Source organism: Dorea sp. AF36-15AT, from assembly GCF_003477705.1.
In the GTDB taxonomy this organism is placed as follows: domain Bacteria; phylum Bacillota; class Clostridia; order Lachnospirales; family Lachnospiraceae; genus Claveliimonas; species Claveliimonas ammoniilytica.
The window spans coordinates 233,128-251,711 of sequence record NZ_QUDV01000004.1 but is presented as its reverse complement, the minus strand read 5'-3'; the positions used below and the strand labels follow the sequence as shown (position 1 = coordinate 251,711).

At 43.7% G+C, this 18,584-nt stretch carries 18 protein-coding genes; all 18 read right to left on the bottom strand.

Translation table 11 applies throughout. The features are described 5' to 3' along the window. Window positions 1–156 precede the first annotated feature (156 nt). Window positions 157–1,707, bottom strand: a complete 1,551-nt coding sequence (locus DWZ93_RS08515; protein WP_118452585.1) for an ABC-F family ATP-binding cassette domain-containing protein — start codon at window positions 1,705–1,707, stop codon at window positions 157–159. A gap of 49 nt (window positions 1,708–1,756) precedes the next feature. Then, on the bottom strand, window positions 1,757–2,635 hold the full coding sequence (locus DWZ93_RS08510) for a YitT family protein (RefSeq protein WP_158574299.1): 879 nt from the start codon (window positions 2,633–2,635) through the stop codon (window positions 1,757–1,759). A 744-nt stretch (window positions 2,636–3,379) separates the two neighbouring features. After that, window positions 3,380–5,167 carry an aminopeptidase P family protein gene (locus DWZ93_RS08505; protein WP_118452583.1) on the bottom strand — a complete coding sequence of 596 codons (1,788 nt, stop codon included), beginning with the start codon at window positions 5,165–5,167 and terminating at the stop codon, window positions 3,380–3,382. Window positions 5,168–5,218: 51 nt separating this feature from the next. Then, a complete protein-coding gene (gene pepI, locus DWZ93_RS08500; RefSeq protein WP_118383936.1) occupies window positions 5,219–6,103 on the bottom strand; it encodes a proline iminopeptidase in 885 nt (294 codons plus the stop codon). A gap of 49 nt (window positions 6,104–6,152) precedes the next feature. Further along, window positions 6,153–7,055 (bottom strand): dihydroorotate dehydrogenase, encoded by a 903-nt coding sequence (locus tag DWZ93_RS08495; RefSeq protein WP_118383937.1) that lies wholly within the window; start codon window positions 7,053–7,055, stop codon window positions 6,153–6,155. Beyond that, entirely contained in the window at window positions 7,055–7,837 is a 783-nt protein-coding gene (locus DWZ93_RS08490) for a dihydroorotate dehydrogenase electron transfer subunit (protein ID WP_118452582.1), read from the bottom strand. Before DWZ93_RS08490 ends, DWZ93_RS08495 begins: the two co-directional genes overlap by 1 nt. A gap of 51 nt (window positions 7,838–7,888) precedes the next feature. After that, a complete protein-coding gene (gene pyrF / locus DWZ93_RS08485) occupies window positions 7,889–8,815 on the bottom strand; it encodes an orotidine-5'-phosphate decarboxylase (RefSeq protein ID WP_118383939.1) in 927 nt (308 codons plus the stop codon). After that, the gene (locus DWZ93_RS08480; RefSeq protein ID WP_118452581.1) at window positions 8,808–10,100 is read right to left on the bottom strand and encodes a dihydroorotase; all 1,293 of its coding nucleotides are present in this window, start codon (window positions 10,098–10,100) and stop codon (window positions 8,808–8,810) included. Before DWZ93_RS08480 ends, pyrF begins: the two co-directional genes overlap by 8 nt. A 91-nt stretch (window positions 10,101–10,191) precedes the next feature. After that, the gene (locus tag DWZ93_RS08475; RefSeq protein WP_118383941.1) at window positions 10,192–11,403 is read right to left on the bottom strand and encodes a S41 family peptidase; all 1,212 of its coding nucleotides are present in this window, start codon (window positions 11,401–11,403) and stop codon (window positions 10,192–10,194) included. Window positions 11,404–11,429: 26 nt separating this feature from the next. Continuing rightward, window positions 11,430–12,608 (bottom strand): murein hydrolase activator EnvC family protein, encoded by a 1,179-nt coding sequence (locus tag DWZ93_RS08470; RefSeq protein WP_118452580.1) that lies wholly within the window; start codon window positions 12,606–12,608, stop codon window positions 11,430–11,432. 80 nt (window positions 12,609–12,688) lie between these two features. Continuing rightward, window positions 12,689–13,597: a permease-like cell division protein FtsX gene (ftsX, locus tag DWZ93_RS08465; RefSeq protein WP_118383943.1), complete on the bottom strand. Its 909-nt coding sequence runs from the start codon at window positions 13,595–13,597 to the stop codon at window positions 12,689–12,691. Next, window positions 13,587–14,273: a cell division ATP-binding protein FtsE gene (ftsE, locus tag DWZ93_RS08460; RefSeq protein ID WP_118383944.1), complete on the bottom strand. Its 687-nt coding sequence runs from the start codon at window positions 14,271–14,273 to the stop codon at window positions 13,587–13,589. The genes ftsX and ftsE overlap by 11 nt, the downstream gene beginning before the upstream one ends. A gap of 18 nt (window positions 14,274–14,291) precedes the next feature. Beyond that, a complete protein-coding gene (locus DWZ93_RS08455; RefSeq protein WP_118383945.1) occupies window positions 14,292–15,380 on the bottom strand; it encodes a PucR family transcriptional regulator in 1,089 nt (362 codons plus the stop codon). Window positions 15,381–15,610: 230 nt separating this feature from the next. Continuing rightward, complete coding sequence (locus tag DWZ93_RS08450; protein ID WP_118452579.1) at window positions 15,611–16,285, bottom strand: WecB/TagA/CpsF family glycosyltransferase; 675 nt, start codon at window positions 16,283–16,285, stop codon at window positions 15,611–15,613. Window positions 16,286–16,354: 69 nt separating this feature from the next. Next, the gene (locus DWZ93_RS08445) at window positions 16,355–16,564 is read right to left on the bottom strand and encodes a small, acid-soluble spore protein, alpha/beta type (protein WP_118383948.1); all 210 of its coding nucleotides are present in this window, start codon (window positions 16,562–16,564) and stop codon (window positions 16,355–16,357) included. Between the two features lie 99 nt (window positions 16,565–16,663). Next, window positions 16,664–17,509, bottom strand: a complete 846-nt coding sequence (locus DWZ93_RS08440; RefSeq protein WP_118452578.1) for a DUF4097 family beta strand repeat-containing protein — start codon at window positions 17,507–17,509, stop codon at window positions 16,664–16,666. Beyond that, a complete protein-coding gene (locus DWZ93_RS08435) occupies window positions 17,509–18,222 on the bottom strand; it encodes a DUF1700 domain-containing protein (protein ID WP_118452577.1) in 714 nt (237 codons plus the stop codon). The genes DWZ93_RS08440 and DWZ93_RS08435 overlap by 1 nt, the downstream gene beginning before the upstream one ends. After that, the gene (locus tag DWZ93_RS08430) at window positions 18,219–18,542 is read right to left on the bottom strand and encodes a PadR family transcriptional regulator (protein ID WP_118452576.1); all 324 of its coding nucleotides are present in this window, start codon (window positions 18,540–18,542) and stop codon (window positions 18,219–18,221) included. Before DWZ93_RS08430 ends, DWZ93_RS08435 begins: the two co-directional genes overlap by 4 nt. Between the last annotated feature and the right edge of the window lie 42 nt (window positions 18,543–18,584).

Genomic DNA, 18,584 nt, shown 5'->3' with positions numbered 1-18,584 from the left:
CATGGACAGCGGTGCTTCTCAGCCCTGTCTCACGCGACAGCTTGTATAATATAGCACAGCGGAAGCCGAATTGTCAATATTGTTTTTAATATTTATTTAATTTAGACAACTTAGACAATTCAGTTCCACTTACTATCTTATTTCTTATCTATATAGTTAGATTTTTGTTGACCACTCCTGACAATTCCACACATCTGTCACGATATCCTGATAAAACTCCGGTTCATGACAGATCAGAAGAATCGTTCCCTTATATTCCCGAAGCGCCCTTTTCAGTTCTTCTTTTGCATCCACATCCAGATGATTGGTAGGCTCATCCAGCAAAAGAATATTTGTCTCTACATTTAATATCTTGCAAAGACGTACTTTTGCCTGCTCGCCGCCGCTGAGAACACGCACCTGGCTTTCAATGTGTTTTGTAGTCAGACCGCATTTGGCAAGTGCAGAGCGCACCTCATACTGATTCCATGATGGGAACTCTTTCCAGATTTCTTCAATACATGTCGTTGCATTATTCGGATCAGATTCCTGTTCAAAATAACCGATCATCTGGTAATCCCCCAGCTCTACTTCACCGGAATATGGTTTTACTAATCCCAGGATGCTCTTCAATAGTGTTGTCTTACCAATTCCATTTGCGCCGACCAGTGCAATCTTCTCTCCGCGTTCCATACTAATATTCAACGGTCTGGACAATGGCTCATCGTAACCAATCACAAGATCTTTTGTCTCAAAAATCAATTTACCTGAAGTACGACCGCGCTTGAAATTAAATTCCGGCTTTGGTTTTTCTTTTACAAGCTCGATCACTTCCATTTTATCCAGCTTTTTCTTTCTCGCCATTGCCATATTTCTTGTTGCAACACGCGCCTTATTTCTGGCAATAAAATCATTCAGTTCACTGATCTCCTGTTGCTGTTTTCTATAGGCAGCTTCAAGCTGCGCCTTTTTTGCAGCATATACTTCCTGAAAATGGTCATAATCTCCCGGATAACGATCCAGTGACTGATTCTCCATATGATAAATGATATTGATTACGCTGTTCAAAAATGGAATATCATGAGAAATCAGGATAAATGCATTTTCATATTCGTTCAGATAACGCTTCAACCATTCAATATGACTCTCATCAAGATAGTTAGTAGGCTCATCAAGAAGCAGGATATCCGGTTTTTCTAACAGAAGTTTTGCCATCAATACCTTTGTACGCTGACCTCCGGACAGTTCTGTTACATCTCTGTCCAGCCCGATATCTTCCAGACCGAGTGCACGTCCCACTTCACTGACCTTTGCATCGATCATATAAAAATCATGATGCTCCAGAAGTTCCTGATAAGTACTGGTTTCTTCCATCAGATACTGCATCTCTTCCTCATCTGCTGTTGCCATTTTTTCATACATCTCATTCATAGCTGTTTCCATATCAAACAGATATGCAAATGCAGAATTTAATACATCCCTGATCGTCATACCCTTTTCCAGCACTGCATGCTGATCCAGATAACCCACACGAATATGTTTTGCCCATTCGATCGTACCTTCATCCGGCATAAGCTTTCCCGTTATGATATTCATAAAGGTAGACTTTCCCTCACCATTTGCACCAATAAGTCCGATATGTTCTCCTTTCAGAAGTCTGAAAGATACATCTGAAAATATCGCACGGTCACCAAAACCGTGCGTAAGATTCTTTACATTTAAAATCATTTCTATCTCCTAATTTTCCAACCCTTTATCCTGTTTTCATATACATCCGCTAATCACTCAGACGTTTTGCAAATTTACCATCCACCTGCACATTTTCCGTACAGACAATAAACGCGTCTGGGTCAATCTTGTGAATCTCCTGTTTCAAGGCAGGAAGTTCATACTTATTCGCGACTGAATAGTACACTTTTGTCTCCTCATCTGTATAGCATCCCATGCCATCCCAACGAGTAACTCCCCTGTGCACATTTTCCATGATACCGATAGATACATTTTCTTTTTTGGTAAATACCATAACGCCAACAAGAATATTTCTTTTATGATAACGATCAAGTACCAATGCCATCAATGTCGTATAGATCAGCGAATAAATAACACGTTCCATATCATAAATGAAATAACAGCATCCGTACACAAACAGGTTAATAATAATGTACATGATGCCAACAGACGCCTTGGGATTGCGCTCTGTAATACACATTCCCACGATATCCTGTCCTCCTCCGGCAGCTCCGGTTGTCAACACAATGCCCACTCCGATTCCGGTCAGAATACCACCCAGCAAACATGCTGTCAACGAATCTGATACAATTGCATGTTCCGGTGCCGGAAGAATCATCATCCAAACAGAATACATGATGGTCGCAAAGATCGTCTTCACCATGAATTTTTTGCCCATTAGAAATAACCCAAGCAGAAATGCCGGAATATTGATCATTAAAAAAATCGGACTGACCAGATCAAAGGAACCTCTATATATCCTCGTTACATCCGTAAGTACGCTCACAATAACCTGAGCAATCCCCAAAAATCCAGTGTTGTACAGACCGAACGGAAGAATCAACTGATTTACAGCCAGACCAAACAAACCTGTTCCAAATAAAATCTGAACCACTTCTGCAATTGCCTTTTTTATTTTTTTGTCCATATGTCGTGCCTCTCTCATATCCTTCACCTCGCACGCTTATAGTATCACAGCCGGGAACTTTTACTGTCCTCATACATCCCTGCAATCTTTGCCCCCCAGATATCCACACAACACTCCGACTACAGCACCGCCCAGTATATCTGCTGGATTTTCATACCATATTAAACATAATAATCATAACACACATTTATATATGCTTCAATGAAGTACATTCGTCACTGCTACAACAACCCTTTTGTCCATTATAGTAACTGATAATAATATTAATTTCCGGCTCTTAATTTTCAGAATATTCATTCATTTATTCTATTTTATTTCTTTATTTTACTTTTTCTTAAAATATATTTGATTTTTCTATTGACATTTTGCAAGTAATGAGATATTATAGACTCAACAAAAGGAAATACCTAAAGAAAATAAAAATCTAACGAAAAGGAGGACAGACCACCAAAAACGTAAATCCAATTTAGAACGTAAAATTTATGAAACGAGGTATGGTCCAATGTACTAAGTAGACACTTCAAAGAATCTATCTAAATTATATGAATAACAGGTAAACGGTAAAGTAGAATGTGCTAACACATTAGAATAAAAAAGAAAATAAGAAATTACCACATTACACTATTGCAGATAGTTTAAGATAGATAAATAATTAAACAGGAGGTTAGTCCAATGGACGAAGTGGTTTAAATCCGCTGTACTGATAATTAAGATATCGGCACAGCGGATTTGTTTTGGATTCATTTAAATCTCTCTTGTGTATTTCTTCAGCCACTCAGCCTCTTCTTCTGTAAGATGTGGTGCCAGTGTCTCGTATACTTTCGCATGATACTGATTCAGCAGCTTCTTCTCCGACTCCGTCATAATATCCGGATTGATCGCATCCAGGTCAAATGGAATCAGTGTAATGATCTCGAAGTGCAGGAACTGACCATACTCATTCTTCTCACCTTCACATACCAGTACTTCATTCTCCAGACGAATACCATGTGAACCTTCGATATAGATACCAGGCTCGTCTGTGATTACCATACCTTTCTGGAATGGGCAAATACTATTGCCGCGAGTTCTCCAGTGAAATCCGGCAGGACCTTCGTGTACATTAAGCAGATAGCCTACGCCATGTCCTGTTCCATGATTAAAGTCCATATTTCTCTCCCAGAATGGTCTTCTCGCCAGATAATCCAGGTTGGCACCGCTGATACCTTCTTTGAACCTGGCATCAGCCAGACACAGGTTACTGATTGCCACCAGTGTGAAATCATCTTTCATGTACTGCGGAATCTCACCCAGTGCATAGGTTCTGGTCACATCGGTTGAGCCTTCATAGAATCCTGCTCCTGTATCCATAAGCAACAGACTTCCCTCTTTTACCTGAACATTGGTCTCCGGTGTAGAAGAATAATGTACGATCGCGCCGTGTTCACCGTAAGCGCTGATCGGATCAAAGCTTGGGCGAAGAAAATTACCCATTTCCGCACGAAACTCATCCAGCTTATCGGATGCACTGATCTCTGTGATCTCCTGCTTGTCAACATTCTCTTTGACCCATTTCATAAAGCGAACATGCGCAATACTGTCCTTGATCTGCGCTTTGCGGATATTCTCAATCTCTGTTTCATTTTTCAGAGCTTTAAACAGAATCTCTGGATTCTGTACATCAACGATCGTTACCTGCTCTGGAATATTTTTATACAATGCATAGTTCAATCTTACCTTATCAAGAAGCAGTGTGGTATCTGCATCGAGCTTCTTAATATCCTCATATATATCATTATACGGATGTAAATGAACGCCGTCTTTACTAAGCGATGCTTTCAGTTCATCATCCAGCTTACTCTCATCGATATACAGCTCCATGCTGTCCATGGTGATCACTGCATAAGACAGTACCAACGGGAAGAATTCCACATCATTTCCACGAATATTCAATGTCCAGCAGATGTCATCCAGTGTAGTAAGCACATGTTTGTCTGCATGATTCTTCTTCATCTCTTCACGGATTCTTGTAAGTTTGCTCTCTGTGGTCTCACCTGCATATTCAACGCCAAGTGCAAATACCGGCTCTCTGGAAAGCTCCGGTCTGTCTGTCCAGATCTGATCGATGAGATCCTGATGATACTGAATCTTGCCACCCTTATCTGCAGCGATCTTCTCATACTCATCTCCTGTATTCACGGAAATAACTCTTCCATCTACTCCCAGTGTACCGCCTGTCGGTAATGCTTCTGCAAGATATTCCGGAATTGTCGGCACGCCCGGCTCACCCATTTTACGCAGAGTAATCGTAGTGCCTTCTAACTGCTTGCCAGCCTGCAGGAAATATCTTCCATCTGTCCACAGTCCTGCTTCGTCCAGTGTGATCACTGCTGTTCCGGCTGATCCTGTAAATCCTGTAATATATGCTCTCGCTTTAAAATGCTCACCTACATATTCACTCTGATGAAAGTCATCTGTCGGAACAACATAGATATCAATTCCATTTGCTTTCATCACGGCACGGAGTGCCTGTAACTTCTCTGGTATCGTCATGATAATTGCCTCTTTTCTGAATTATACTTTTTATTATAATCTTCCGGATGATTAATCGTTCTTATTCATCCACTTCTTTAACACTTCTACGTAGTGGTCATTGTCCTCTACGAAGCACATATGTCTGCAGGTACGGAACAGTTCCCACTCAGAATTCGGGATACGGTCGTACATGAATTTAGCAACATATGGTGTACAGAGATCATTACCTCCGTTGATAATCAGTGCAGGCTCTTTGATGTCGCCAAGCTGATCGATCACATCGTAATCCTTCAGTGTTCCTAATGGGGTAAATTCGTTCGGTCCCCATCCTACTACGTAAGATTCTCTTCCGGCCTTTTTCGGACGTCTCAGGCATTCCGGATCATTCTCTGTCACTTCTCCTGCACAATGCTGACGCATGTACTCAGCCTCTGCTGCCTGATATTCCGGACTGCTGTAATCGCCGGACTCGGTTGCTTTCTTAATAGCATCCTGCATATCCTGTGGCATCTGCGCGATCATACGCTGTGCCTCTTCCGCCCACAGCCATGATGCCGGCAAAGTGCTGGACAGAATGATACTCTTCAGTCCTTCTGGCTTGTAATTGCACACATACTCCAGCGTCTGCATACCTCCCCATGACTGTCCAAGCAGATGGATCTCATCCAGGCCAAGATGCTTACGAAGCTCGATCAGCTCTTCGATCCACACTTTGGAATTCCACAGATCCGGTCGATTCTCCACATAAGAATTGCCACAGCCAATCTGATCATACATTACCAGCTGTCTTCCGTCCTCTTCCGCAATACGGTCCAGTACTTCAAAATAGTTATGAGTAGATCCAGGTCCACCGTGCAGCAGCACTAACGGCTTCTTATTACCCGTATTCTTACCAACAACACGATAATATGTCTTATACTCTAAAAATGGCATATATCCTTCTCTGATCTCCATGTCTTTTCCTCCTGTCTCTATAATAAGTCTTTGCTGTGTATCTGCGATATTATTTCACAATACCGACCATGTCCGCCACACTATCAAATCCCTGTGCCTGCATGTATTTCTCAATGCCATCTACGATCTCCATCGTCACTGCCGGATTGTGGAAATTAGCAGTACCTACCGATACTGCACTTGCTCCTGCAAGAATCATCTCAATGGCATCTTCTGCTGAAGCAATGCCTCCCATACCAATAATTGGAAGCTTCACTGCCTGTGCCACCTGATATACCATGCGCACAGCGATCGGATGCACTGCCGGGCCTGACATACCGCCGGTCTTATTAGCAATGGCAAATGTCTTACGGTTGATATCAATCTTCATTCCTGTAAGTGTATTGATCAGAGATACTACATCAGCTCCACCTGCCTCAACAGCTCTTGCCATCTCTGTAATATCGGTCACATTCGGACTCAGCTTCATGATAACCGGCTGTTTCGCATATTTTTTCACTGCTTTGGTAATACTTTCCGCCGCCTTTGGATTCTGACCAAATGCGATACCGCCCTCTTTGACATTCGGACAGGAGATATTAATCTCCAGCATATCCACGTCTTCATCTCCCAGACGCTCTACGACTTCACAGTAATCCTGCTCGGATTTACCACATACATTCACAATAATTTTTGTATCATATTTACGCAGGAACGGAATGTCACGCTTACAGAACAGATCGATGCCCGGATTCTGCAGACCGATGGCATTCATCATGCCGCCGTACACTTCTGCCACACGCGGTGTCGGATTACCCGGCCATGGCACATTCGCTACCCCCTTGGTCGTTACTGCGCCCAGGCGGTTCAGATCTACAAATTCTGAAAATTCTTCTCCGGATCCAAAGGTTCCGGATGCGGTTGTTACCGGATTCTTCCATTCTACTCCGGCTATATTCACTGCCATATTCATCAGATCTCCACCTCCGTAGATAAGAATACCGGTCCGTCCTTGCAGACACGCTTGTTATGCACATTGCTGTGGGCATCTACTTCCTTCGTCTTGCATACACAGCCAAGACAGGCTCCGATACCACACGCCATACGCTCTTCCAGGGAAATGTAGCAGAGAATGCCATTCTCTTCCGCATAAGCTTTAATCGCACGGAGCATCGGCATTGGTCCGCACGCAAAGATTACCTCTGCATCCAGCGCCTGCTCGCGGATCGCATCCATGACATTGCCCTTTGTGCCCACGCTGCCATCTTCTGTTGCGATATATAGCTTTCCATTCTGTTCAAATTCTTCTTTTAAGAAAGTATGTGCATCACGGTAACCGACTACGATCTGCTTCTCTGCGCAGTCGACCTCTCTGGCAAGCTCCAGGATCGGTGGCACACCAATACCTCCGCCCATAAGGAATGTTTTTTTACCCTTTGCTTCTTCTAATGGGAATCCATTACCCATTGGTCCGATCACCGGGATCTGGTCTCCCGCTTTCAGCTCTGAGAACTGCTTTGTACCGGTCTTCTCACCGGTCACACGGTACACCATACGGAGTGCTCCCTTTTCCTTGTCGATCTCACAGATACTGATCGGTCTAGGAAGAAGCTTTGTACCGTCATTTGTATATATAGACAGAAACTGTCCAGGCTTAGCTTCTGCCGCTGCGGAAGTCTCCAGCCACAGGCTGAAAATGCCTTCTGCCAGCATTTCCTGAGACAATACTGTCGCCATCTCTTTCTTTCTGCTCATTATAATTCTCCTATCAGATTCTATTCTGAAACTTTTTCACGCCAATAAGCTCTAGCGGTTATTCAGTGCTCCGCCAATATCAGCAATCATCGCCTCTACTGCAGCTCTGGATGCATCACCAAAGTTCTCTGCACCGAATTTTGCGTACTGTTCCTGCTTATATGCGGCAATGATTCCTCTGGAGGAATTCACAATTGCGCCCAATCCATCTTCATTGAAAAAGTGAACCAGATCCTTGCCTTTACCACCCTGTGCACCATAACCCGGTACCAGAATATAAGCCTTCGGCATAATCTTTCTCAGAACTTTACCCATTTCCGGATAAGTTGCTCCTACTACGGCTCCGATGTAGCTGTACTCATCACCCATGCACTCTTCGCCCCAGGCGGCTACCTTCTCGCCTACCAGTTCGTACAGCGGTCTGCCATCGATCAGACGATCCTGGAACTCACCGCTGGAAGGGTTGGATGTCTTAACCAGGATAAACAATCCCTTCTTCTCTTCTTTACATACATCGATAAACGGATTGATACCGTCAGATCCCAGATATGGGTTAACCGTTGCAAAGTCTTCGTCAAATCCGGCGTAACGATTCTTTCCTACCTGCACATGTCCCAGATGTCCTACTGCGTATGCTGCTGATGTTGAACCGATATCACCGCGCTTCACATCACCGATCACAACCAGTCCTTTTGACTTACAGTAATCAACCGTCTTCTTAAATGCCACAAGTCCCGGCACTCCAAACTGCTCATACATTGCGATCTGTGGCTTAACTGCCGGAATCAGATCATATGTCTTATCTACGATCTCCTTATTGAACTGCCAGATTGCCTCAGCAGCTCCTTCCAGTGTCTCTCCATATTCTGCAAATGCCTTTTTCTGCACATGCTCCGGCACATAGTTCAGCATCGGATCTAATCCTACTACAATCGGTGCTCCTGTCTTCTTAATATTCTCAACCAGTTTGTTAATCAATGATTTGTCCTCCTTCATATACGACTTTGCCGCCTACCATCGTGCAGGCCACTTCTCCTTTCACCTTCCATCCATGGAACGGTGTATTTTTCCCTTTTGAGAAAAATGTATTCTTATCGATCTCATATTCTTTACGTGGATCGAAAATAACCAAATCAGCAGTCTTACCCTCGGATACGGAACCTTTGTCTGTAAGTCCCAGAATCTTCGCCGGATTGGTGCTCATCTTTTCCACCATCTGCATCGGTGTCAGAATGCCTTTATCCACAAGCTCCGTATAGGTCAGTGCCGCAGATGTCTCCAACCCTACAATACCGAAAGATGCCAGCTTCATACTGCGATTCTTTTCTGCTGCTGCATGTGGCGCATGGTCAGTAGCGATCACATCCATCGTGCCATCCTTCAAACCTTCAATCAGTGCATCCACATCGGCCTGTGTACGAAGCGGCGGATTCATTTTAAAATTGCCATCATCACTGATAATATCATCTGATGTGAGGATAAAATGATGTGGGCATACTTCGCCGGTCACGTGGATTCCATCCTTCTTAGCTTCTCTCAGCATCTTCACACTGTCTGCTGTCGAACAGTGGCACAAATGAAGCTGTACTCCTGTCTCTTTCGCAAGCAGAATATCTCTTGCCACGATCACATCTTCAACTGCATTGGTGATGCCTTTAAGTCCCAGTTCTTCAGCCCTGGTATCGGCGTTCATCACACCGCCTTCTACCATCGTAATATCTTCACAGTGAGCAAATACGATCATTCCTGCTTCTTTTGCTGCCCGCATTCCCTTGCGATACAGGGACGCATTCATTACAGACTTGCCATCCTCGCTGATTCCAACACAGCCTTCTCTTGCCATGCCTTTGATATCTGCCAGATCTTCACCCATCTGTCCGATCGTTACGGATCCAAGCTGTAATACATTGGTCTTAGATTCCTTCTTTGCGCGGTTCTGCACCTCAGAGATCTTCACACCATTATCAATCACCGGCTTGGTGTTCGGCATTGCACATACAGTTGTTACACCACCGTGTACCGCTGCCTCTCCGCCAGTCTTTAATGTCTCTTTGTATTCCAGTCCCGGATCCCGGAAATGCACATGCAGATCAACAAAGCCAGGCATCACGTAGCATCCTTCTGCGTCGATCACCTTGTCCGCCTCTGCCGTTATCCCTTTTTCAACCTTTACGATCTTATCGTCTTCTACCAGCACATCGTATACACCGTTCCTGCTCGTCACAGGATCCAGCACATGTCCATTTTGTATTAATACCTTCATGCCATGTATTCCTTTCTCACTGTCTTCAGTCATTTATCTATACTTTAACACAATCCGCAAAAAAAAGGAACGGTGAAAACCGTTCCCTTCCTTACAACTTATTCTTAACTTCTTCCAGTGCCTTTTCAAGCTGATTATCACGATCCGGATTCTGCGCATCCTTCTCATACTGTACTTCCACATCAGGAGTCACACCTTTTCCGTTGATACCGAACTGTCCTGCGATCAGATACTCCGCAATCGTAAGCTTCACGCTGGTGCCATCTTTCAGATCAAAGATCTGCTGTACCACACCTTTACCATAAGTAGTTGTACCTACGACCTCACCGGTTCCAAATGTCTGGATCGCACCGGAGAATATTTCAGATGCACTGGCGCTGTTCTCATTCACCAGCACTACTAACGGCTTAGTAAACTGATGTTCATCATCTGATTCGTACACTGATTCTTTGCCCTGCTTATCCTTAATTGAAAGAGTCGTTCCCTCTGGCAGCATCAGATCCAGCATATCCGTAACCGTATCCACATTACCGCCCGGGTTATTTCTCAGGTCAACAACCAGCCCCTTCATACCCTGATTTTCCAGATCCTCCAAGGCTTCTTTATACTGGTCTGTGGTAACATCGTCAAACTCTGTTACTTGAATATAACCGATCTTACCCTCTTTCATCTCATGATATACGGTGTCAGTCTGCACGATCTTACGGGTCACTGTGGCAGTATACTCCTCGCCATCATCACCACGAAGTACAGTAAGTTCTACCGTTGTGCCTTCATCACCGCGGATCTTACTGACAACCTCAGACAGATCCTCTCCGGAAATATCCTTGCCGTCTACTTTGTACAGGATATCATCTACCTTAAATCCGGCCTCTTCTGCACCTGACCCCTCATAAACTTTCAAAAAAGTAATAACTTTTGTATCTTTGTCCTGTGAAAATAATGCTCCAATTCCACCAAATTCACCAGATGTACTCTGCATCAGTGCTTTGGTCTCATCCTCGTCGTAGTATACAGAATATTTGTCTCCCAGCCCGTCAATATAGCCTCTGTACAGTCCTTCCTGCAGATCATCCATATCAATATCACCGGAATAACTCTCGTCTACCAGCTGTTCCAGTAATTCCAGCTTCGTCTTTGTGCTGTCATCCAGAAGTTCCTCGCTGTTCGATGTGGATGAACTTTTCTTTGATGTCTTAGATGTTCCCGGTAGTTTGATCCCGCAGGAAACCATGCTCATAATTAATAATACAGCAAGGGCGCCTGTAAGCGCCCCTTTGAAAAAACTTTTTTTATTTTTCATGCCTTAATCCCTTGTCTAAACCAGATCTACAGATACAGTCTTGGGTCAACCGGAGTGCCGTTTACCCATACTTCAAAATGAAGATGCGGACCAGTAGAATATCCTGTTGTACCTACCGCTGCAATATTCTGTCCTGCACTTACAGACTGTCCTGCACTTACATAAGTTGCACTGCAATGCTGATACAGTGTAGAAAGACCGTTACCATGGTTAATCACCACATAATTACCTCTTGCCACATTATAACTTACAGTTGTAACTGTACCGCTTGCTGCCGCATAAATCGGGCTTCCTGTACCTGTTGCATAGTCACGTCCTTTATGGTTTGTACTTCCGATACCACCCGGTGATGTACGTCCACCAAACTCACTACTGATATAGGCTGACGGACACGGATTACTAAGTCTTCCGCTTCCACTTGGTGTAATTGGTGCTACAGGCGATGAACTTCCACCGCCGGAGCTACTTCCACCAGAAGAGCTTCCGCCGCCAGATGATCCGGAACTGCTGTTTCCTCTATTTGCTGCTGCAGCAGCTTCCTGCTGTACACGCGCCTGTCTTGCAGCTTCTTCCTGTAATGCCTGCAATTTGGCTGCATTCTCTCCAATAGCTGTTTCCAGATCACCGATCAGATCCGCTTTCTCTGAAATCAATGTTGAAACTTCATTCTGTTTATCCTGAAGCTGTGTCTGTAATGTCTCCAATTCCACTTTCTCAGTTTCCAGTGCTGTCTTTTGATCATCAACATCCTGAACTGTCTGCTGGAACTCTTTCAGCATCTGTCTGTCATAATCAGAAATCTGCGCAATGTATTCTGCATTATTCAGGAATTCACCGATTGACTTAGATTCTAACAGAACCTCAATAAACTGTGTGTTACCGTTCTCATACATATACTTGATACGCTTCTTCATACTCTCGTACTGATTATTCTCATCAATCTGAGCCTGGATCAGTTCGGTCTCTTTCGCATCAATCTCTTCCTGCTTGGTGTTAATATCTTCAGTCGTCTTATCCATCTCATCGATCAGATCATTCAACTGCTTGGTCAGAGCGGCTTTCTCTGCTTCTGCTGAATCTTTCTGAGACTGGAGTTCTTCACCCTTTTTCTGTGTCTCTGAAATTGAGGATGCCTGTGCAGGAATCGCGCACCCAATTGAAAGCGTCAGTGCTAAGATTACACTTAATACTCTTTTTTTCTGCATAACAATTCTCCTTAAATTTCCCCTGCCTAATTATCTGTTTCTCAAACCCTCATCTAATTCTAAAAAGTTACTTTTATTAATTATACCCTCAGATGTTTACGAATAGTAAATGCACTGCCAATGAAACCAATACCTACACCGAGGATCAGACCGACCGGAAGTAACGTACGGTATACTGTCGTTACCGGAAGGAACTCGATGATATTGTTCAGCAGGCTGAACTTGGTCATCACATAAGCAACTGCCTTATCATATACAAAGTACAGGATCACCAGCGGAATCACCGCACCGATCAGTCCGATCACAAGACCTTCGATGATAAACGGTGCCCGGACGAATCCGTCCTTTGCTCCAATATATTTCATGATCGCAATCTCTTCTCTTCGCACGGTAATACCCATAGTAACAGTATTACTGATCAGGAAGATGGATACTGCAAGCAGAATGCCGATTAATACAATAGATACATAATAGATCAGTCGGTTCACGCTGGTCAGTGTCTTCGCTACTACGTCAGACTTATTGACCTTACTCACTCCGTCCAGCTTCTCTGCATAAGATACAACATCTTTCTGCTTGGACACATCACTCATGTATACTTCGTAGTTGTCAGATCCGCTCAGCGGATTATCATCCTTAAATCCGTCTGCCAGTTCTTTGGCGTCTCCGAAATACTCGTCCTTAAAGGAATCCCATGCTTCGTCTGCCGATACAAAATTCACCTTCAATACGCCGTTCTGGCTTTTCAGCTCATCGCCGATCTTCTTGATCTGCGCATCAGTTGCTTCTTCATCAAAGAATACCGTAATCGCAACGCCTTCCTCGGCTTTCTGAACCATGTATCTGAAATTGGTTACAATTGAAAAGAATATACCAAACAGGAAGATACATGCCGCCATGGTCGCAATAGACGCAACGGAGAACATTTTGTTTCTTCCGATATTCTTAAAACCCTGTTTTGTCTGATATCCGATCGTACTAATTCTCATTATTATACCCACCTCTTTGCTCGTCGCTTACAATGACCCCTTTTTTCATTGTAATAACACGCTTTTTCATCTCGTTGACAATCTCCTGGTTATGCGTAACAACAAGCACTGTTGTTCCTCGCTCATTGGCCTCCTCAAGAAGCTTCATGATCTCCCATGAGTTGGTCGGATCCAGGTTACCTGTCGGCTCATCTGCCAGAAGAATTGCCGGCTCATTCACAATCGCTCTTGCAATAGCAACTCGCTGCTGCTCACCACCGGACAGCTCCTTCGGATATGACTTATACTTCTGCGCCAGTCCTACCAGAGACAATGCCGCCGGAACTTTCTTCTTGATGATACGTGTTGGTGTCTCTACGACACGCTGCGCAAATGCAATATTTTCATAAATATTACGATCCTTCAGCAGACGGAAATCCTGGTACACAACGCCCAGACCTCTGCGGTACATCGGAATCTTTCTGTGCTTTAATCTTTCAAGGTTCTGTCCGTTCACCATGATAGTGCCGGATGTAGGCTCCAGTTCCTTCATGATCAGCTTGATCAGTGTAGACTTACCGGAACCACTGTCACCTACGATAAATACGAATTCGCCCTGTTCGATCTTCAGATTGACACCGTTCAGAGCAGCAACCCCTTTTGAGTACTCTTTCGTTACCTCATTTAATTCAATCATACTTTCCTCCTAAATTATTTAATACTCCATCGACTCCATATATTTCATGTACTTGACTACCATTAATGCAATCTTAAATGTGATCGCATCTTCAAATACTCTGAGATCAAGTCCCGTACTCTTCTGCAGCTTGTCCAGACGATATACCAATGTATTACGGTGGATATAAAGCTGTCTTGAAGTCTCAGACACATTCAGGCTGTTCTCAAAGAACTTATTGATCGTAGCCAGTGTCTCTTCGTCAAATTCATCCGGAGATTTCCCCTCAAAAATTTCACGGATAAACATTTTACAAAGCGGAATCGGCAACTGATAGATCAATCGCCCGATACCTAATGTACTATACGCGATAACCTTCTTCTCGTCAAAGAATATTTTGCCGACATCCAGTGCAAGCTTCGCTTCTTTATATGATTTGGATACTTCACGGATATCATTAACGATCGTACCGTAAGCAATCCTTACATTCTCCTCGCCTTCGCTCTTCAGCGCATCGTAAAATTCTGCGGCTGCCTTCTCAAGCTCCGGATATCCTTCTGTCAGTCCAAGCTGCTTCATGATGATAATATCTTTCTCATCGACCGCTGTGATAAAATCCTTGGTACGCGCACTTAAGATTCCGCGAATGTTGTCCAGACGACTATTGTCTTTCTCATGGTTCGTCTCCACAATAAAGATAACACGCCTAGCCTCTGTGTCAATATGTAATTTTTTGGCTCTGTTATAAATATCTACCAGGAGCAGATTGTCAAGCAACAGATTCTTAACAAAATTGTCCTTATCAAAACGCTCCTTGTATGCAATCAGCAGACTCTGTATCTGGAATGCTGCAAGCTTGCCTACCATATACACATCGTCGCTTCCGCCATTTGCTAATAATATATACTCTAGTTGGTGTTCATCAAAAATCTTAAAAAACTGACACCCCTGAATCACTTGACTGTCAGCCGGTGATGACGCAAATGCCATTACCGCCTCTTCATAACTTACCTGCCCGGAAAATGTTGTTGCAAGAGTTTTTCCATCGGTATCCATGACGCACAGGTCAATTCTGGTGATCTCCTTCAAACCATCAATTGTGTTTTGAAGTATCTGATTAGATATCATAGTCCATCTCCTCCATTGATTTCAATATGCATTTTTCACAATATCTGACGTATACATTTGCCTGGTTCTGCATATTACTATTTTTTATCTTAATACATATCAACAAAAAAAGAAAGAGGAAATCAAGTATTTTTGTTGATTTCCTCAGCTTTTAAGATAATCTTCAGACTTTTATCTCCTATACATTGTGTACAAATCCCTTTTAAGTCCAAGTCCACATATCTTACATCTTAAGATTCTTTTTTTGTTTTTTCTATCTCACGTCTAAAAAGCATACGATCCAGAAATGTCATCACTTTGCCCTTGCCGCTCTTCTGGCGATATGCAAATTCCATCAGTTTACCTGCGCCAAGCCAGACTCTCGTATTGATCTGACTTCTGTTCCTGGCAATAAATTGCTCCTGTACCGGCGGCGTGAGTATCGCGATCACGCAATCTGCTTCGCCACCGTTGATCGCATTCACCAGCATATCGTCCGCTTCCGTGCCCGGTGCCACTTTGGCTGCACCAACGATCGCAATGCCACGGTATTCCTCTGTAAGACATCCCGTAAGCGCATCCACCTCTTCATCTGTCTCTACTAATAAATAAACTCTGCAGTGATTCCGATGCAGATACTTTAACCAGAGTCTTAAGAACGTCTGCGACGCGGTCTCACGGATACTTCTGGAATCCGTAATCCCTGCCGCTTCCAGGATATCCTTCTGCCCCGGAAGCACCAGATCACTCTGTTCGATTGCTTCCCGGTAACCCTGATCATCTCTGGCATACATAAGTGCTTCGATCGTAACCAGATCGATCACGCTGGTAGCGGGTGTATCCATATATTCCACAGCTGCTTTTAATGCCTGCTTTGCCGAGCAGTACTCTATATTCACATCTAATACATTAATCTTCTCTCTCATAGCATCACCTGTCAGGAGATTGTATCAAAAGGATTATTCCTTTGCAAGCAATGACATGAAAAGTTCATACTAATTAACATTTCTGTGATTATTTGACGCTTCCCTGCGCTTTTTTGTGATCAATCCACCGATTCGTCCCGTTTCTTTTGATGACAGCGACTTCCATCCTTTCTGAAGCACCTGATCCAGAAGTCCCAGTTCTTCCGCAATTTCGTATTTCATTTTCTCATCCGGTGTCACCTTACTGAGATCAATCGGTTTATCTTTTTTTCCAGACATATTATCTGCCCCTTTCCTGATTCTACAGGAAGTATTGACAGATTCATTATCGTCTATTCATACACATCCGATTCTTATAGAATGATGATCGCTGCCGGATTACTCTGTAAAGCTCAGATTCACCTCTCCCACACCACAGTCCACATTCAGATATTTGCCGCCATCCACATGGTGTGACTGTCTGGTTCCTATACCACCGATCTCATCACCATCCAGAATGATACTTCCAACCGAACAATCCAGATCATAGCTGTATTCTTCTGCCTTGCCCTGCAGTGTCAGATTCACTTCGCCCACACCGCATTCTACATCTGCTTCTGCAAGAACAGTTCCGGATGCTGTAATGCTACCCGCTCCACAATCAAGTTCCAGCACATTTGCCCGAAATTCTTCAATTTCTGCTTCTCCTGCTCCCACATCAATTGACAGATCGTCTGCCGAAATTTTCCTGATATAGATCATACCAGCATCATTGGTAAGATCTGCCTCTTGCAACATCTCTGCCGGTATCTGAATCCAGACTGTAACTGTATCCTTCATACGATTGAATACCTTAATATCATCCGTTGTTGATATCTCCAGCGTATCTCCCTGCTGCTCACAGTCAAATTCTATCTGAGGCTGTGTATTGCTGCACTTTACATGTACCTGTTCATCGGAAGATGGTAAAATCTTCAATTCTACTCCGGTCATATCGACATCCAGCTTACGGATATTTGTATAGCTGTCACTGTACTCTTCCGGTTCTGACGACTGCGAGTCTTTATGCCTGATATGACTCCATACAATCCGTTTATTTAACACTTTTACACTGTCCACCACATCAAACTGGCCCAAAACTCCGGAAGCAGTAGCTCCAAGCGCTGCTCCCACAAGGCAGAGTCCGCATCCCAGGCAAAAGATTATGATACAACTGATCCAAAACGTCTTCCATCCTTTTTTCATTATGCTGCTCCTCCCTTCTTCTGAAATGGTTTTCTACAGAGATTTACAATAAAATGGTACATCACCGGAAGCACGATCGTACACAGCCAGATGGTCCCCACAGTAGCTGCGCATCCGATTGCTGCTAATATTAGTCCAATACCAATGATCACACACGCCGCCGCAAAACTGGTTCCAATTGCCAGAATTCCATTTCCTGCAAGTATCACTCCTACAATCACAAGACAGATTGCCACAATCACTAATGCGATAAAGATAAAAAACGCTGCCACAATCAGACCAAACAGTGTTCCGATTACAAACACGACCAATGGCCCTCCAACCGGTATCAGAATAATCACAAGCAATACCACCAAAGCAATTTTCCAACCGTTACTGATCCATGACTCTTTTGTCTCTGGCATCGGATTACCATTCCGATACTGTGGATTATTTCCATAACTATAGGAAGTCTGTCTGTCATTATTCACTGGATCACGATATGTCTCTGTGTGTGACGCTTCCTCATTTTTACTTTCTGTTTTACCAAGTCCTGCCTTAACTTCTGCTGCCACCTGCTCAGGACTTCCAAGTTCTCTGATTACCTGCTGCTCATTCTCGCCGCCAGCATCATCAAAATAATCATTATAATACTCCATAGCCGCCACTCGCTCTTCTGCCGGAATATCCTGCAAGAGCTCTGCCAGCCTGGTCAGATACTCATTCCTTGTCATAGCTTTACTCCTCCCTCAAATATATCACTGATCTTCTTCGCATATTCCTTCCATTCCACCCGGTATTTCTCAAGTTGGACAATTCCCTGATCTGTCACCTTATAATACCGTCTGTTTCTGCCATCGAACTGCCTATCATATACTTCCAGATACGCATTCTTCTGCAGCCTTCTCAGCACCGGATACAGTGTTGACTCTGACACATCCAGTACTTTACGGACATCCTGCGTGATCTTGTAGCCATATGTTCCTTCGTTTTCTCTCGATACAACCGCAAGTACAATCGCATCTAGCAGAGCTGCACCTGTGTTAAAAACCATATCGTCACTTCCTCACTTCTTTTTATTATCCGTCATATTTAT

What these genes read in the sequence shown, in the direction of transcription:
- DWZ93_RS08515 (WP_118452585.1), bottom strand. Translation starts at nt 1,707, where the DNA reads ATGATTTTAAATGTAAAGAATCTTACGCACGGTTTTGGTGACCGTGCG.
- DWZ93_RS08510 (WP_158574299.1), bottom strand. Translation starts at nt 2,635, where the DNA reads ATGGACAAAAAAATAAAAAAGGCAATTGCAGAAGTGGTTCAGATTTTA.
- DWZ93_RS08505 (WP_118452583.1), bottom strand. Translation starts at nt 5,167, where the DNA reads ATGACGATACCAGAGAAGTTACAGGCACTCCGTGCCGTGATGAAAGCA.
- pepI (WP_118383936.1), bottom strand. Translation starts at nt 6,103, where the DNA reads ATGGAGATCAGAGAAGGATATATGCCATTTTTAGAGTATAAGACATAT.
- DWZ93_RS08495 (WP_118383937.1), bottom strand. Translation starts at nt 7,055, where the DNA reads ATGAATATGGCAGTGAATATAGCCGGAGTAGAATGGAAGAATCCGGTA.
- DWZ93_RS08490 (WP_118452582.1), bottom strand. Translation starts at nt 7,837, where the DNA reads ATGAGCAGAAAGAAAGAGATGGCGACAGTATTGTCTCAGGAAATGCTG.
- DWZ93_RS08480 (WP_118452581.1), bottom strand. Translation starts at nt 10,100, where the DNA reads ATGAAGGTATTAATACAAAATGGACATGTGCTGGATCCTGTGACGAGC.
- DWZ93_RS08475 (WP_118383941.1), bottom strand. Translation starts at nt 11,403, where the DNA reads ATGAAAAATAAAAAAAGTTTTTTCAAAGGGGCGCTTACAGGCGCCCTT.
- DWZ93_RS08470 (WP_118452580.1), bottom strand. Translation starts at nt 12,608, where the DNA reads ATGCAGAAAAAAAGAGTATTAAGTGTAATCTTAGCACTGACGCTTTCA.
- ftsX (WP_118383943.1), bottom strand. Translation starts at nt 13,597, where the DNA reads ATGAGAATTAGTACGATCGGATATCAGACAAAACAGGGTTTTAAGAAT.
- ftsE (WP_118383944.1), bottom strand. Translation starts at nt 14,273, where the DNA reads ATGATTGAATTAAATGAGGTAACGAAAGAGTACTCAAAAGGGGTTGCT.
- DWZ93_RS08455 (WP_118383945.1), bottom strand. Translation starts at nt 15,380, where the DNA reads ATGATATCTAATCAGATACTTCAAAACACAATTGATGGTTTGAAGGAG.
- DWZ93_RS08450 (WP_118452579.1), bottom strand. Translation starts at nt 16,285, where the DNA reads ATGAGAGAGAAGATTAATGTATTAGATGTGAATATAGAGTACTGCTCG.
- DWZ93_RS08445 (WP_118383948.1), bottom strand. Translation starts at nt 16,564, where the DNA reads ATGTCTGGAAAAAAAGATAAACCGATTGATCTCAGTAAGGTGACACCG.
- DWZ93_RS08440 (WP_118452578.1), bottom strand. Translation starts at nt 17,509, where the DNA reads ATGAAAAAAGGATGGAAGACGTTTTGGATCAGTTGTATCATAATCTTT.
- DWZ93_RS08435 (WP_118452577.1), bottom strand. Translation starts at nt 18,222, where the DNA reads ATGACAAGGAATGAGTATCTGACCAGGCTGGCAGAGCTCTTGCAGGAT.
- DWZ93_RS08430 (WP_118452576.1), bottom strand. Translation starts at nt 18,542, where the DNA reads ATGGTTTTTAACACAGGTGCAGCTCTGCTAGATGCGATTGTACTTGCG.